The following is a 13,679-nucleotide window of genomic DNA, read 5'->3' on the forward strand; positions in this document are numbered from 1 at the left end:
AATATTGACATTCCGACCAGCCGCCTGAGCTGTGCAAAGACTGTGACGGAAAGAGCACTCACCGCTGTCTCCAAGACAGACAAGATCCTGGGTCAAGTTTTGTAAAACAGTCTTTTGCCGATGCGGAAAGCCTTCCTAGCCTGTGGCCTCCTTGCTCGTTGATTCTGCGTTCATGAACTGAGAGGCCACTTGACATGGCGAAAGTCGACGCCTTGCCACAGGCCACGACGGAGTCCGGCGGTCTGCGCCGCGACGTCGGACTGATCGGCCTGATGTGGGCCTCCGTGGGCTCCATCATCGGCTCCGGCTGGCTCTACGGCGCCGAGAAGGCGGTCGTCGTGGCCGGCCCGGCGGCGATCATCTCGTGGGTGATCGGCGCGGTCGCGATCGTGCTGCTGGCCCTCGTCCACGCCGAACTGGGCGGCATGTTCCCGGTGGCGGGCGGCACGGCACGCTACCCGCACTACGCGTTCGGCGGCCTGGCCGGGATGTCCTTCGGCTGGTTCGCCTGGCTGCAGGCCGCCACCGTGGCCCCGATCGAGGTCGAGGCCATGATCGGCTACGCCGGTCACTGGAAGTGGGCCCAGAGCCTGCAGCACACCGACGGAACCCTCACGACCAGCGGCTTCCTCACCGCCGTGGCCCTGATGGCGGTCTTCGTCGGCGTCAACTTCTTCGGCGTCCGGGCCCTGGCACACACCAACAGCGCCGCCACCTGGTGGAAGATCGCCGTCCCGCTCGGGGCGATCTTCGTCATCGCGGCGGGCAACTTCCACGCGAGCAACTTCACCTCGGAGGGCTTCGCGCCCTTCGGCGCCAAGGGCGTCCTCGGCGCCATCAGCTCCAGCGGCATCATCTTCGCGCTGCTCGGCTTCGAGCAGGCGATCCAGCTGGCGGGCGAGAGCCGCAACCCGAAGCGCGACCTGCCGCGGGCGACCCTCGGCTCGGTGGCGATCGGCGCCGTGATCTACATCCTGCTGCAGGTCGTCTTCATCGCCGCGCTGCCGCACACCTCCTTCGCCCACGGCTGGGCCAAGCTCGACTTCGCCGGCATCAGCGGCCCCTGGGCGGGCCTGGCGACCCTCGTGGGCCTGGGCTGGCTGGGCTGGGTGCTCTACGTGGACGCGATCATCTCCCCCGGCGGCACCGGCCTGATCTACACCACCGCCACCTCGCGCGTCTCCTTCGGCCTGGCCAAGAACGGCTACGCGCCGAAGGCCTTCGCGAAGACCGACAAGCGCGGTGTGCCGTGGTTCGGCCTGCTGATGTCGTTCGTCACCGGCGTGGTCTGCTTCCTGCCGTTCCCGAGCTGGCAGGAGCTGGTCGGCTTCATCACCTCGGCGAGCGTGCTGATGTACGCGGGCGCGCCGCTGGCCTACGGCGTGTTCGCCGACCGGCTGCCGCACTTCGAGCGCCCCTACCGGCTGCCCGGCGGCAAGATCATCTCCCCGCTGTCGTTCGTGGTCGCCAACCTGATCATCTACTGGGCCGGCTGGGACACCCTGTGGCGGCTGGGCTTCGCGATCCTGCTCGGCTACGTGCTGCTGGGCTCCTACGCCTGGTACGCCACCAGCAAGCGGCTGCCCGACGCGCCCCGGCTGGACTTCAGGGCCGCGCAGTGGCTGCCCGCCTACCTGGCCGGTCTCGGCGTGATCTCCTGGCTGGGCGGCTTCGGCGGCCGGGGCACCATCCCGCTGTGGTGGGACATCCTGGTCGTCGCGGCGTTCTCCCTGGTCATCTACTACTGGGCCAAGGCCACCGCGTCGCGGCCCGAGGCGATCGAGCGGAGCATCGACGAGGTCGTGGTCACGGACGCGCCCGCGCACTGACCCCGCCCGTCCCGCACCACGGTGTCCCGTCGGCTCGGCTGACGGGACACCGTCATAATTGCCCGCGTGACGTCTCCCTCCCCCCACCTCGACTCCCCTGCCGCCACCCGTTTCCCGGTCGTGGTCGTGGGCGCCGGACCGGCCGGCCTGACCGTCGGGAACATCCTGCGGGCCGCCGGCCTCGACTGCCTGGTCCTGGAGACCGGGAGCAGGGCGTTCATCGAACAGCGGCCCCGCGCCGGCGTCCTCGAGGAGTGGGCCGTACGCGCCCTGGAGCGACGCGGCCTGGCCGCCGGTCTGCCGGACCGCGCGGAGCGGCACTCCGCGTGCGAGTTCCGCTTCGACGGGCACGGACACCGCTTCGGCTACACGGAGCTGACGGGACGTCACCACTGGGTGTACCCGCAGCCGCTGCTCGTGACCGACCTGGTCCGCGAGTACGCCGACGTGCGCGGCGGGGAGATCCGCTTCGGCGTGCGGGACGTACGGCTGCACGACCTGGACTCGGACCGGCCCGCCGTCTCCTACACCGACCCGGACAGCGGGGAACGGCAGTGGGTGCACTGCGCGTTCGTCGCCGGCTGCGACGGGGCCCGGGGGGTGAGCCGGGCCGCGCTGCCGGGGCGGACGCGGATCTCCCGGTACGACTACGGCATCGGCTGGCTGGCGCTGCTGGCCGAGGCGCCGCCGTCCGCCGACCGCGTGCTGTTCGGCATGCACGCCGACGGGTTCGCCGGGCACATGCCCCGCAGTCCGGAGATGACCCGTTACTACCTCCAGTGCCCGCCCGGCGACGACCCGGACGCCTGGTCGGACGCGCGCGTCTGGGACGAGCTGCAGCGACGTCTCGGCGCGGCGGACCGCCCTCCCCTGAAGGAGGGGCGGCTGCTGGAGAAGCGGGTGCTGGACATGCACAACTACGTCGTCGAACCCATGGCGTCCGGCCGCCTCTTCCTGGCCGGCGACGCCGCGCACCTCGTGGCGCCGATCGCCGCGAAGGGCATGAACCTGGCGCTCAGCGACGCGTTCCTGCTCGGCGACGCACTGGTCGCGCAGCTGGTGACGGGCGACTCCGCGGGCCTGGACGGCTACTCGGACGCCTGCCTGCGCCGGGTGTGGGAGTACCAGGAGTTCTCGCAGTGGCTCTCCGAGATCTACCACGGCGTCTCCAGCGGTGACCCCTACCGGGCCGGCACCACGCTGGCCCGCCTGCGCCGGCTGTTCACCTCGCCCGCGGCGGCGGCCGCCTTCGCCGAGCAGTACCTGGGCACGGCCGGCGCGTTCTGACCCGCCTACCGCTCCGCCCGGCCGCCGCCGTCGGCGAGGCGGTGGTCCGCCGTCTTCAGGGCCTCCTCCACCAGCCGTCGCACATGTCCGTGGCGCAGTGAGTAGATCACCCGGCGGCCCTCCTTGCGGGTGTCCACCAGGCCGGCCAGCCGCAGCCGGGCCAGGTGCTGGCTGACGGCCGGGCGGGCGGCTCCGCACGCCTCGGTGAGGGTGGTGACGTCGGCCTCGCCGGCGGTCAGGGCGTGCAGCAGGGCGAGGCGGGTGCGGTCGCCGAGCAGGGCGAGGAGGTCGGCGGCGAGGGCGAAGTGCTCCTCGCCCGGGCTGCGCTCGTGCGCATGGTGCGCAGGTGACAGGTGCATGCGTGCGCTCATACGCACATAATGACTCCGTGGGCGCCGAGCGTCCACTCCCGCACACCGGAAGGGGACGGACGTGAGCGACCGGCACCACCACACCCACGCGCATCCGCACCACCACACCCACCCGCGTCCGCACCGCTCGCCCGGCCTGCGGCACCGCCTGGCCCACCTGCTCACCCCGCACTCCCACGAGACCGCCGGGAAACTCGACCCGGCCCTGGAGTCCTCGGCGCGCGGTGTCCGGGCGCTGTGGGTGTCGCTGGCGGTGCTGGGGACGACGGCGCTGGCGCAGGCGGCCGTGGTGGCCGCCTCCGGGTCCGTGGCGCTGCTCGGCGACGCGGTGCACAACGCGGCGGACGCGCTGACCGCCGTCCCCCTCGGCATCGCCTTCGTGCTGGGCCGGCGGGCGGCGACCCGGCGGTTCACCTACGGGTACGGCCGTGCCGAGGACCTCGCGGGTCTGGCGATCGTGCTGACCATCGCGGCCTCCGCGGCCTTCGCCGCCTGGGCGGCCGTCGGCCGGCTGCTGGACCCGCGCCCGGTCACACAGCTGCCGGCGGTCGCGCTGGCGGCGCTGCTCGGATTCGCCGGGAACGAGTGGGTGGCCCGGTACCGGATCCGGGTGGGCCGGGAGATCGGCTCCGCCGCGCTGGTCGCCGACGGCCTGCACGCCCGTACCGACGGCTACACCTCGCTGGCGGTCCTGCTCGGCGCGGGCGGCTCGGCGCTGGGCTGGGACCTGGCCGATCCGGTCGTCGGCCTGGTGATCACGGCCGCGATCGCGCTGGTGCTCAGGGACGCGGCGCGGGAGGTGTTCCGGCGGATCCTGGACGCCGTCGACCCGGCGTTGGTGGACCGGGCCGAGCACGCGGTACGCGCGGTGCCGGGGGTCCGGGGGGTGGGTGAGCTGCGGCTGCGCTGGATCGGACACCGGCTGCGTGCCGAACTCACGGTGGTGGTGGACGGCGAGGCGACGCTGCGCCAGGCCCACGCCGTCGCCGTCGAGGCGGAACACGCCCTGCTCCACGCCGTGCCCCGCCTCACGGCGGCCCTGGTCCACGCGGACCCGGCACCGGCCCCGGGAGAGGCGGACCCCCACCTGCCGCTGGCCCACCACGGGGTGAGGTGAGCGCGACCGGGATGCGCGGCGGTGTACGGCCGGACGGGACCTGACGTCCGACGGGCGGGTCCTCCGGCCCGCCGGGCCCGACGGGAGGGACGAGCGGAGCAGCCACCCGGACGAGCCGGGGCGGGCCGGGTCAGGCGGGTACGCCCAGGCCCTCCACGACCACCGCGCCGAGGAGTTCGGTGAGGGCCTCGCCGGGGACGAGGAGCTTGCCGCGACGGCGGCCGCTGCCGATCAGGACGTAAGGAAGGTCCACGACGGCCGGGTCCAGCAGGACCGGCCAGGAGGTGGGCAGGCCGATCGGGGTGATGCCGCCGTACTCCATGCCGGTCTCGCCGGTCGCCGTCTCCATCGAGGCGAACGAGGCCTTGCGGGCGCCCAGTTGACGGCGTACGGCCCCGTTGACGTCGACCCGGCCGGCGGACGGCACCACGCACGCTGCCAGGGTCGTCCCTCCGCCCCGCTTGGCCGCGACCACCACGCAGTTCGCCGACCGCTCCAGCAGGTCCCGGCCGTAGTGCTCCACGAAGACGTCCGTGTCGGCCCACTGCGGCTCGGTGTCGACGTACAGGATCCGGTCGGCCGGGACCGCACCCCGCCAGTCGCGTACGGCGTCGGCGACCGGAGCGGTCAGTTCGTCCAGGCAGTCCGGTGCGGGGGTCGCGGTGTCGAAGTCTCCGATGGGTGCGCGCATGGCCGCACGCTAGCAAGGCGCGCCCGCCCGCCGTACCGGGGTCTCAGGGGACGGGCGGCACGGAGACGGCCATGATCATCTCCATCGGCTCAGCGCCCTGGTTGCCGTACCGGTGCGGGACGTTGGCCTCGAAGGAGACGCTCGCGCCCGCCGGGACGCGGTACTCCTCGCCCTCGACGGTGAGCGTCAGCTCGCCCGCGGTGACGTGGACCAGTTCCACCGTTCCGGAGGGGTGCGGCTCGGAGGGGCTGGTCTCCCCCGGCATCAGCCGCCAGTCCCACATCTCCAGCGGTCCGGGCGCCTCGGTGCCGGCGAGCAGCCGGTTGTAGCTGCCGGCCTCCGTGTGCCACAGCCGTACGGCGCGCTCGGCGGGGACCACGCGGACCTTCGGCCCCTGCTCGTAGTCGAGGAGCGTGGTGATGCTGACACCGAGTGCGTCACCGATCTTGACGACCGTGCCGATGCTGGGGTTGGTGCGGGCCTGCTCGATCTGGATGAGCATGCCGCGGCTGACGCCCGCCCGGGCGGCGAGCACGTCGAGCGTGAAGCCGCGCACCGAGCGCCAGTGCCTGACGTTGCGCGCCAGGGACTGGGTCAGGAGGTCGAGGTCCGACACGTTGTGTCCAATATCCGGGAAGGTCAATATTCTGGATGGCGCAGTCCATCTCACTGAACTACGGTTCGGTGCACCCGAGTGTTCACCGAACTGTACTGCGAGGCCGGCCGTGACAGCATTCTTCGCCCTGACCACCAGCCTGCTCTGGGGGCTGGCCGACTTCGGCGGCGGACTGCTGACCCGACGTACCCCGGCGCTGACCGTCGTGGTCGTCTCACAGGCCGTCGCGGCGGCCGTCCTGGGCGCGATCGTGGTCGCCACCGGCGGCTGGAGCGAAACCGGGCCCCGGCTGTGGTTCGCGGTCGCGGCGGGCGTGGTCGGACCGGTGGCCCTGCTCTCCTTCTACCAGGCCCTCGCCCTCGGCCCCATGGGCGTCGTCTCGCCCCTGGCCACCCTCAGCGTGGCCGTGCCGGTCGGCGTCGGGCTCGTCCTCGGCGAACGGCCCGGGCTGCTCCAGGTCACCGGGATCGCGGTCGCCGTCACGGGGATCGTCCTCGCCGGCGGACCCCGGACGGGGGGCGCGGCCGTGCAGCGGCGGACGGTCCTGCTCACCCTCGTCGCGGCGCTCGGCTTCGGCACGGTGTTCGCCCTGATCTCGGAGGCCTCGACCGACGTCACCGGTCTGTTCCTCGCCCTCTTCGTGCAGCGGCTGACGAACATCGCGGTGGGCGGCGCGGCGCTCGCCGTCTCCGTCCGGCGCGGTCGTGCCGCCCTGCCGGAGGATGGCTTCCCCTGGACCTCGCTGCCCGCGCTGGCCTTCGTGGGGCTGGCCGACGTGGCGGCCAACGGCACCTACGCGATCGCCGCCCGGAGCGGCCCGGTCACCGTCGCTGCGGTGCTCGCCTCGCTGTATCCGGTGGTCACCGCGCTCGCCGCCCGCGGCTTCCTCAGCGAGCGGCTCCGCGCGATCCAGGCGGCGGGGGCCGGTCTCGCCCTGCTGGGCACGCTGCTGCTGGCGACCGGCTGATCCGGCCGGCCGGAGCGGACCGCAGGCGCGCTGCCGGTCGCGCCGGGACAGGCCCGTGTCACGCCCGGTCCGCGGGTTCGCGGGCTCCCGACTGATCACGCCGGTGAGGCAGGCACCGACCGGTCCCCACGGCGCGCGCGACGGTGTCGATGCCGGCGAGGCCGTCCCAGGCGGACGGGGCGGCTTCCGCCACGGACAGGGCGTTCGGACCCCGGGCGCGGACGGCCGCCGAGCAGGTCGGCCGGCCATGCGCACCAGCCCCGTCGGGAGCCGGGACCACCGCCCGCCCCGGGACACGGAGCGACCGGGTCAGGCGGGCGGTCTCCCGGTCAGCCCTCCGGCTCCAGCGCGGCCAGCCGTGCCACCGCCTCCTCGTCCAGCTCCGCCAGCGCCCGCAGCTGCCCCGGCGTCATGCCGTCCGGTATCGGCACCGGGGCGGGCGTCCGCAGTGGCGGCTGCCAGCCGTCCTCGGGTGTCCAGCGCCGGACGACCCTGGCGGGCGCCCCCGCCACCACCGCGTGGTCGGGCACCGTGCCCCGGACCACCGCACCGGCCGCCACGACCACGTTCCGGCCGATCCGCGCGCCCGGCAGGATCACCGCTCCGGTGCCGATCCAGCAGCCCGGGCCGATCTCCACCGGCTCCATCCGCGGCCACTGCCTGCCGATGGGCTCGTGCGGGTCGTCGTAGGAGTGGTTGGTGGAGGTGACGTAGACGTACGGGCCGAAGTAGCAGTCGCTGCCGATGGTGACCGTCGTGTCCGCGATGACATGGCTGCCGCGGCCGAGGACCACGCCGTCGCCGATGCGCAGGATCGGGTCCGGGCCGAGGTCCAGGTCGGGCATGAGGCCGGCGGTGAGGGTGACCTGCTCGGCGATGATGCAGCAGGAGCCGATCCAGATCCAGGGCTCGCCGAAGATCGTGCCGAGGGGGAAGGCCAGACGGGTGGCTTCGCCGATCGAGCCGAAGCGGTACCCCGCGGGGTGGTCGGCCGTGACCGAGCCGCTGCGCTGCACCCAGGACCAGGCCGCGTGGACGGCTCGCTGGGCCAGGCCCTGCCGCCAGGATGAGAACGTGTTCTTGCGCTTCGGCACGAGGTCACGTTACTCACCGGTCGCCTTCCGCGCAGAGGGCGGACCGCTGTGATCTTTGCCCCACCCGGTGTCGTACCGTGCCGTGTACGGCCGACACGAGGAGACGGTGATGACGCAGCAGGCGCTGGTCGTGGGTATCGGGGGCAAGGAGCCGCGGATCGACCCGGAGGCGTTCGTGGCGCCCACGGCGTCCGTGATCGGGGACGTCACGCTGCACGCGGGGGCCAGCGTCTGGTACGGGGCCGTCGTGCGCGGTGACGTGGAGCGGATCACCGTGGGCGCGCAGGCGAACGTGCAGGACAACGTCACCCTGCACGCCGACCCCGGGTTCCCGGTGACCGTCGGGGAGCGGGTGTCCATCGGGCACAACGCGGTGGTGCACGGGGCGACCGTGGAGGACGACTGCCTCATCGGGATGGGCGCGACCGTGCTGAACGGAGCGGTGATCGGCGCCGGGTCCCTGGTCGCGGCCCAGGCCCTGGTACCGCAGGGGATGGTGGTGCCGGCGGGGTCGCTGGTGGCGGGCGTGCCGGCCAAGGTGAAGCGGCCGCTCTCCGCGGAGGAGAGGGAGGGGGTCACCCTCAACGGCACCTTGTACGCCGAGCTGGGCAAGGCGCACAAGGAGGTGCACCAGTAGGAAGCGTGGGGGGCGCCTCAGTCCCCCGCGTTCACCGGTTCCGCTTCCCGCTCGGCCGGCTGCGCCTTCTTCGCCTTGCGCTTCAGGACCAGCATCGAGGCCGCGCCGATCAGGACCGCCACGCCCAGGCCCACGTAGGAGAAGCGCTTCAGCCAGTCCTCGGCGACGACGCCGACGTAGTAGATGACGGCCGTGGTGCCGCCGGCCCAGCAGACGCCGCCGAGGACGTTGGCGATCAGGAACTTCCAGTACGGCATGTGCAGGACGCCCGCGAGGGGGCCGGCGAAGATGCGCAGCAGGGCGACGAAACGGCCGAAGAAGACCGCCCACATGCCCCACTTCTCGAAGGACCGCTCGGCGGTGGCCACATGGCCGGCGCTGAAGTGGCGCGGGAACCTGCTGCCGAGCCAGGCCAGCAGCGGGCGTCCGCCCTTGCGGCCGATGGCGTAGCCGATGGAGTCGCCGATCACCGCACCCGCGGTCGCGCAGGCGCCCAGGACGACCGGGTTGACGCCCGTGTGCTGGGACGACATCAGCGCCGCGGAGACCAGGATGATCTCCCCCGGCAGCGGGATGCCCAGGCTCTCCAGACCGATCACCAGGGCCACCACGGCGTACACGGCGGCCGCCGGAACCGAGTCGAGCCACTCCTGGACGTGCACCGCCGGTACCTCCCCTGTCGCTGTGCCGCTCTCCGGCTTTCCGGGCCGCCGCATGTAAAGGGCGCCCCAAGGGAAGGCTACCTGGTCGGCGCCGAACGGCTGCCCGCGCGCGCCCGCCCCGGCGGCACCGTCCCGCCTCCGCCCCTTACGATTCCGGCCATCCCGGTGTCACGCGGGAGGGGAAGGCTCTCCGCGGTTCCGCCCGCCCGCCTCCCCGAGGCCCCCGCGTGGGGCCCGCCGCGGAAGGACGACGTCCCCGTGCCCCCACCGCCCCCGCCCACCCCGCTGTCCCCCTCTCCGGTCTCCCCGGTCTCCCCGGTCTCCCCGTCGTCCCCCTCGCCCACCGGTCCGCGGTCCGTGTCCGCCGGGTCGGCGGCCCGCCCGGGGCCCCGCCGGCCGGCCCGGCCGGTCCGGCTGGCCCTGTCCCTGGCGCCCCTCCTGCTCGCCGCGGTCTGGGCCGTGGCCAACCGGCCCGTGCTGGACGAAGGGGTACGGCGGCTGGTGGCCGCCGACCCCTGGTGGCTGCTGGCCGGAGCCGGTTTCACCTGTCTGACCTGGGTGGCCGCCTCCTGCGCCCGGCAGGGCGCGCTGCCCGACCCGCTGCCGCCGGGCCCGCTGCTGGCCTCGCAGTTCGCCGCCGGCGCGGCCAACCACGTGCTGCCCGGCGGGCTCGGCGCCCACGCGGTCACGCTGCGCTTCCTGCGCGGCCGGGGCGTGCCGCCGGCGCGGGCGACCGCGTCGATCGGGCTGTACTCACTCGCCCGGTCCTCGGCGAAGACGCTGGTACTGCTGGCGTTCCTGGCCGCGTCGCCGGACCGGCGGATGCTGCGGGACCTGGTGCCGGACGGGCGTCTGCTGCTGCCGCTCGCCGCCGTGGCGGCCGGGGCGGTCGCGGTGGCGGGGGTGCTCCTCACGGTCGTACGACCGCTGCGGCGGCCGGTGGCCGGCCTTGTGCGCTCCGCCCTCGCCGACGCGCGGGTGGTGCACCGCCGGCCCCGCCGGGTGCTCGCCCTGTGGGGCGGGGCGGCGGCGATGCCGCTGGCGCAGGCGGGCGTCCTGGCCTGTGTGGGGGCCTCGCTCGGGCTGGGGCTGCCCTGGCGGCAGGCCGTGCTCGCCCACCTGGCGGCGGGCACGGCGGTCGGGGCGGTGCCCGCGCCCGGCGGACTCGCGGTCGACGCGGCGCTGGTGTGGACCCTGGTCGCCTTCGGCTCCTCACCGACGGCGGCCACCGCGACCGTCATCGGGTACCGGGTGCTGCTGGACTGGCTGCCGCTGGTACCGGGGGCGGTGGTGCTGTCGGCGCTGATCCGGAGGAGGGTGCTGTGACGCGTTCGGGGGCCCTGGGGGGTCAGGTCCGGCGGGCCACCAGGCGGTAGGCGTTGGCCAGGCCCAGGCGGTGGGCCAGGGGGCGGAGCGCCAGGCGGTCCAGGAGCGTGGCGGTCAGGAGCGCGGGGACGCCGGCCAGGAGCAGCGCGGTGCGGGTGGCGCGGCGCAGGGGGCCGGGAGGTTCGGGGAGCCAGGGCGCGTCCTCGCGCGGGGCGGTGTGGTCGAGCGCCAGCCAGACGGCGGCCAGCAGGTCGACCGGGTCGTGGGGCTCGGCGTGCTGTTCCGCGACCACCGTGAACCCGAGGTCGGTGAGCCGGCGGCGCAGGTTGGCGACCGGCATGAGGTGCAGGTGCTGCGGCTGGAGCCAGGGCAGCCACCAGCGGCCGAGGAGCCGGGCGTAGCGGCTCTCCGGGTCCGGCACCTCGACGAGGAGGTGGCCTCCGGGGCGTACGACCCGGTGGGCGGCGCGGAGTTCGCGGTCGGGGTCGGTGCTGTGCTCCAGGTAGTGGAACATGCTCAGCACGTCGTAGCGGGCGGTGAGCCCGGGGGCCAGGTCGGGCAGGGCGCCGCGGTGGGCGTGGTCCACGCGGCCCTCGCGGGCTGCGATGTCGACGCCGTCGGTGAAGTCGAGCCCGTCGAACGACGTTCCGGGCAGCACGGCGCGGGCCGCCGCGCAGAAGTGGCCGTGGCCGGTGCCGACGTCCAGCCAGGTCTTCGGGGCGGGATCGTACGGCAGCATGGCCTCGGCCCGGCCCCGGTACATCGCGCCGCGCCCGCCGAAGGTGCCGCTCATCCGCTGCTCGCCGAGGCCGTCGTAGAAGTCCCGGTAGTAGAACTCCAGCCCCCCGGCGGTCAGCCGGGGGTTCTGGAAGACGTGGCCGCAGTCGGCACAGCGGTCCAGGGTGAAGCGGCCGGGCTTGTGCTGGAGCAGGTCGGTGGTGTGCAGGCGGGGGGTCAGGCGGGAGGACGCGCACCAGGGGCAGGTGGTGCGCCGGGGGGCGAGGAAGCGGTCGGTGCCGGCGTCCAGGTCGGCCCGGTAGGCGGGGCGCAGGGCGGCGACACGGGCCGCCCTGTCACCGGGACCGTGCTGACGGGCGTCTCTCATCGGCTCTCCCCTGCCAGTCGTTCGAGGTGGGCCGCCGCGGCCGGGGCGCCGCCCGCCGCGCGGAACGCGGCGCTGATCCGGGCGGCGGCGGCCCGGTGGGCGGAGTCGTGCAGGACGGTGTCGAGGGCGTCGCCCAGGCGGGCAGCGGTGACCCGGCCGAAGCGGACCCGGACGCCCGCGCCGGAGTCGACGACCTGCCCCGCCACCACCGGCTGGTCGTCCCGGATGGGCGCGACGACGAGCGGGACGCCGTACCACAGGGCCTCGCACACGGTGTTGTGCCCGGCGTGGCAGACGACGGCGTCCATCCGCTCCAGCAGGGGGAGCTGGGGCACGGACGGCAGGAGCAGGACGTCCTTGTCGTCGGGCGCCGCGGACAGGGTTCCGGCCGGGTCGGCGATCACCGCCTGGATCCGGTCGGCGCGGTCCCGCAGCGCGGCCAGGGCCTCGGTGAGGAACCGGCCGCCGGCGTCCGCGTTGGCCGTGCCGAGGGTCACCAGGACCTTGGTCCGCCCGTGGTCCAGCCGTTCCCAGGGGAAGTCCGGTCCGGCCGGGCGGCCGGCGAGCGACGGGCCGACGTAGTGCACGTGCGGGGCCAAGGGCGCGTGGGGGCCGATGAGTTCGGGGGTGCTGAACACCAGCATCAGGTGGGGTGAGGAGCGCGGGTCGGCGGTGCCGGAGGGGTCGCCGACCCGTGCGCGCAGCCCGGCCAGGCGCTCGCGGAGCCAGGCGGCGACCCTGGGCAGGCCGTCGTAGGCGCCGCTGAACTCGGCGGACGTGGTCGCCGAGGTGGCCCAGGGCAGACCGAGGCGCTCGGCCACCAGGGCGCCGGCGAAGGCCTGCTGGTCGGCGACGACCGCGTCGGGGCGGAACGCGGTGACGGCCGCGGCGACCCCGGGTGCCATCGCGTCGGCGAGCGGCAGCAGGTACCCCTCCCACAGGAACCGCAGCGCCTCCGCGCCCCGCAGCCCGGGCGGTCGTACGGCGCCCGGGGCGCCCGGCACCGGTCCCGCGCAGTCGAACACGACGGCGTCCGCGCCCGCGAGCCGCCGCACCAGCGCCGGGGCGGCACACACCCAGGCGACCCGGTGTCCGTGCGCGGCGAGCCGTGCGGCGACACCGACGGCGGGGTTGATGTGCCCGGTCAGCGGTGGCACGACGAAGAGGAAGCCGCTCACCGGACGACCGCCCGCGCGCCGACCAGGTCCAGGATGTGCCCGCCGACGGTGCCGGGCGCCTCGACCAGCACCGAGTGCTCGTGCCCGGGCAGGACGACGGCCCGGAAGTCCGTCAGCAGCCGCCGCTGCTCCGGCACCAGATCCGCCAGGTCGGAGTCGCCGCCGTACACGCCGAGGACCGGGCAGCGTACGGCCCTGATCTGGGCCTCGGTGAGGACCCGGCTGGCGGGGATGTCCCGGCCCAGGGTGGTGTCGCGGGCCAGCCGGGCCGCGCCCCGGGCGAGACGGGCGGTGTTGTGTCCGCGGTGGGTGGTGATCCAGGCGAGCGCGTCCCGCTCGTTGTGCGCGAGTTCGGTGGTCACCCGGCGCAGGATGCGGCCGAGTTTCGCGGCCCAGGCGGCCGTCGCCGGCTCGGACTCGATCAGGGTCAGGGTGGCCACGCGGCCGGGGTGGCGGGCCGCGTAGCCGAAGGCGATGGTGCCGCCGTAGGAGTTGCCGACGAGGTGCACGGGTCCGGTGACGGCCAGCCGGCCGAGGAGCGCCTCCAGGTCCGCGATGTTGTGGTCGAGGGTGTAGCCGCGCGGCGGGCGCTCGCTGCGGCCGTGGCCGCGCAGGTCGTACATGACGACGTCGAGTCCGGCCGCCGCGAACGCGGGGGCGACGGTGAAGTAGTAGCTGGCCAGGCTGTCGGTGAGCAGTCCGTGCACGAGGACGACCGTGGCGTGCGCGGTGCGGCCGTCCGTGGGGCCGGTGCGCTGGACGTGCAGCCGGACGCCGCCGGCGTCGACCATGGTCATGG

General features: G+C 74.4%; 14 protein-coding genes. 6 read left to right on the forward strand and 8 right to left on the reverse strand.

Going from position 1 to position 13,679, the window contains the following annotated elements; genetic code table 11:
• Positions 1–194 precede the first annotated feature (194 nt).
• Together ACZ4VF_RS16125 and ACZ4VF_RS16130 are read left to right on the forward strand one after the other, a co-directional pair.
• The gene (locus ACZ4VF_RS16125) at positions 195–1,829 is read left to right on the forward strand and encodes an APC family permease (RefSeq protein WP_467926454.1); all 1,635 of its coding nucleotides are present in this window, start codon (positions 195–197) and stop codon (positions 1,827–1,829) included.
• Positions 1,830–1,895: 66 nt separating this feature from the next.
• On the forward strand, positions 1,896–3,116 hold the full coding sequence (locus tag ACZ4VF_RS16130) for a 4-hydroxybenzoate 3-monooxygenase (protein WP_467926455.1): 1,221 nt from the start codon (positions 1,896–1,898) through the stop codon (positions 3,114–3,116).
• 5 nt (positions 3,117–3,121) lie between these two features.
• Here the strand turns inward: ACZ4VF_RS16130 and ACZ4VF_RS16135 are convergent, their stop codons facing one another.
• The gene (locus ACZ4VF_RS16135; RefSeq protein WP_467926456.1) at positions 3,122–3,487 is read right to left on the reverse strand and encodes an ArsR/SmtB family transcription factor; all 366 of its coding nucleotides are present in this window, start codon (positions 3,485–3,487) and stop codon (positions 3,122–3,124) included.
• Positions 3,488–3,548: 61 nt separating this feature from the next.
• On the opposite strand from ACZ4VF_RS16135, the gene ACZ4VF_RS16140 reads away from it, so the two are divergent.
• Positions 3,549–4,604: a cation diffusion facilitator family transporter gene (locus tag ACZ4VF_RS16140; protein ID WP_467926458.1), complete on the forward strand. Its 1,056-nt coding sequence runs from the start codon at positions 3,549–3,551 to the stop codon at positions 4,602–4,604.
• A 130-nt stretch (positions 4,605–4,734) separates the two neighbouring features.
• Here the strand turns inward: ACZ4VF_RS16140 and ACZ4VF_RS16145 are convergent, their stop codons facing one another.
• The gene (locus ACZ4VF_RS16145) at positions 4,735–5,295 is read right to left on the reverse strand and encodes a YbaK/EbsC family protein (protein ID WP_467926459.1); all 561 of its coding nucleotides are present in this window, start codon (positions 5,293–5,295) and stop codon (positions 4,735–4,737) included.
• A gap of 43 nt (positions 5,296–5,338) precedes the next feature.
• Positions 5,339–5,911 (reverse strand): helix-turn-helix domain-containing protein, encoded by a 573-nt coding sequence (locus ACZ4VF_RS16150; RefSeq protein ID WP_467926461.1) that lies wholly within the window; start codon positions 5,909–5,911, stop codon positions 5,339–5,341.
• A gap of 109 nt (positions 5,912–6,020) precedes the next feature.
• Between ACZ4VF_RS16150 and ACZ4VF_RS16155 the strand changes: the two genes are divergently transcribed.
• A complete protein-coding gene (locus tag ACZ4VF_RS16155; protein WP_467926462.1) occupies positions 6,021–6,878 on the forward strand; it encodes an EamA family transporter in 858 nt (285 codons plus the stop codon).
• 329 nt (positions 6,879–7,207) lie between these two features.
• On the opposite strand, the gene ACZ4VF_RS16160 is transcribed toward ACZ4VF_RS16155, so the two are convergent.
• Complete coding sequence (locus ACZ4VF_RS16160) at positions 7,208–7,972, reverse strand: acyltransferase (protein ID WP_467926463.1); 765 nt, start codon at positions 7,970–7,972, stop codon at positions 7,208–7,210.
• Positions 7,973–8,081: 109 nt separating this feature from the next.
• On the opposite strand from ACZ4VF_RS16160, the gene ACZ4VF_RS16165 reads away from it, so the two are divergent.
• Positions 8,082–8,609, forward strand: coding sequence for a gamma carbonic anhydrase family protein (locus tag ACZ4VF_RS16165; protein ID WP_467926464.1), 528 nt, complete (start codon positions 8,082–8,084; stop codon positions 8,607–8,609).
• A gap of 17 nt (positions 8,610–8,626) precedes the next feature.
• On the opposite strand, the gene ACZ4VF_RS16170 is transcribed toward ACZ4VF_RS16165, so the two are convergent.
• Positions 8,627–9,271 (reverse strand): DedA family protein, encoded by a 645-nt coding sequence (locus tag ACZ4VF_RS16170; protein ID WP_467926466.1) that lies wholly within the window; start codon positions 9,269–9,271, stop codon positions 8,627–8,629.
• Between the two features lie 285 nt (positions 9,272–9,556).
• Here ACZ4VF_RS16170 and ACZ4VF_RS16175 point away from each other — a divergent pair, with 285 nt between their 5' ends.
• Positions 9,557–10,597, forward strand: coding sequence for a lysylphosphatidylglycerol synthase transmembrane domain-containing protein (locus tag ACZ4VF_RS16175; RefSeq protein ID WP_467926588.1), 1,041 nt, complete (start codon positions 9,557–9,559; stop codon positions 10,595–10,597).
• Positions 10,598–10,619: 22 nt separating this feature from the next.
• On the opposite strand, the gene ACZ4VF_RS16180 is transcribed toward ACZ4VF_RS16175, so the two are convergent.
• Genes ACZ4VF_RS16180 through ACZ4VF_RS16190 form a run of 3 tightly spaced genes read right to left on the reverse strand, consistent with a single transcriptional unit; the run spans position 10,620 to position 13,677 of the window.
• Positions 10,620–11,702 carry a class I SAM-dependent methyltransferase gene (locus tag ACZ4VF_RS16180; RefSeq protein ID WP_467926467.1) on the reverse strand — a complete coding sequence of 361 codons (1,083 nt, stop codon included), beginning with the start codon at positions 11,700–11,702 and terminating at the stop codon, positions 10,620–10,622.
• Positions 11,699–12,880 carry a glycosyltransferase gene (locus tag ACZ4VF_RS16185; RefSeq protein ID WP_467926468.1) on the reverse strand — a complete coding sequence of 394 codons (1,182 nt, stop codon included), beginning with the start codon at positions 12,878–12,880 and terminating at the stop codon, positions 11,699–11,701. Before ACZ4VF_RS16185 ends, ACZ4VF_RS16180 begins: the two co-directional genes overlap by 4 nt.
• Entirely contained in the window at positions 12,877–13,677 is an 801-nt protein-coding gene (locus ACZ4VF_RS16190; RefSeq protein ID WP_467926470.1) for an alpha/beta fold hydrolase, read from the reverse strand. The genes ACZ4VF_RS16185 and ACZ4VF_RS16190 overlap by 4 nt, the downstream gene beginning before the upstream one ends.
• Positions 13,678–13,679: the final 2 nt, after the last annotated feature.

Source organism: Streptomyces sp. NPDC029151, assembly GCF_055564315.1.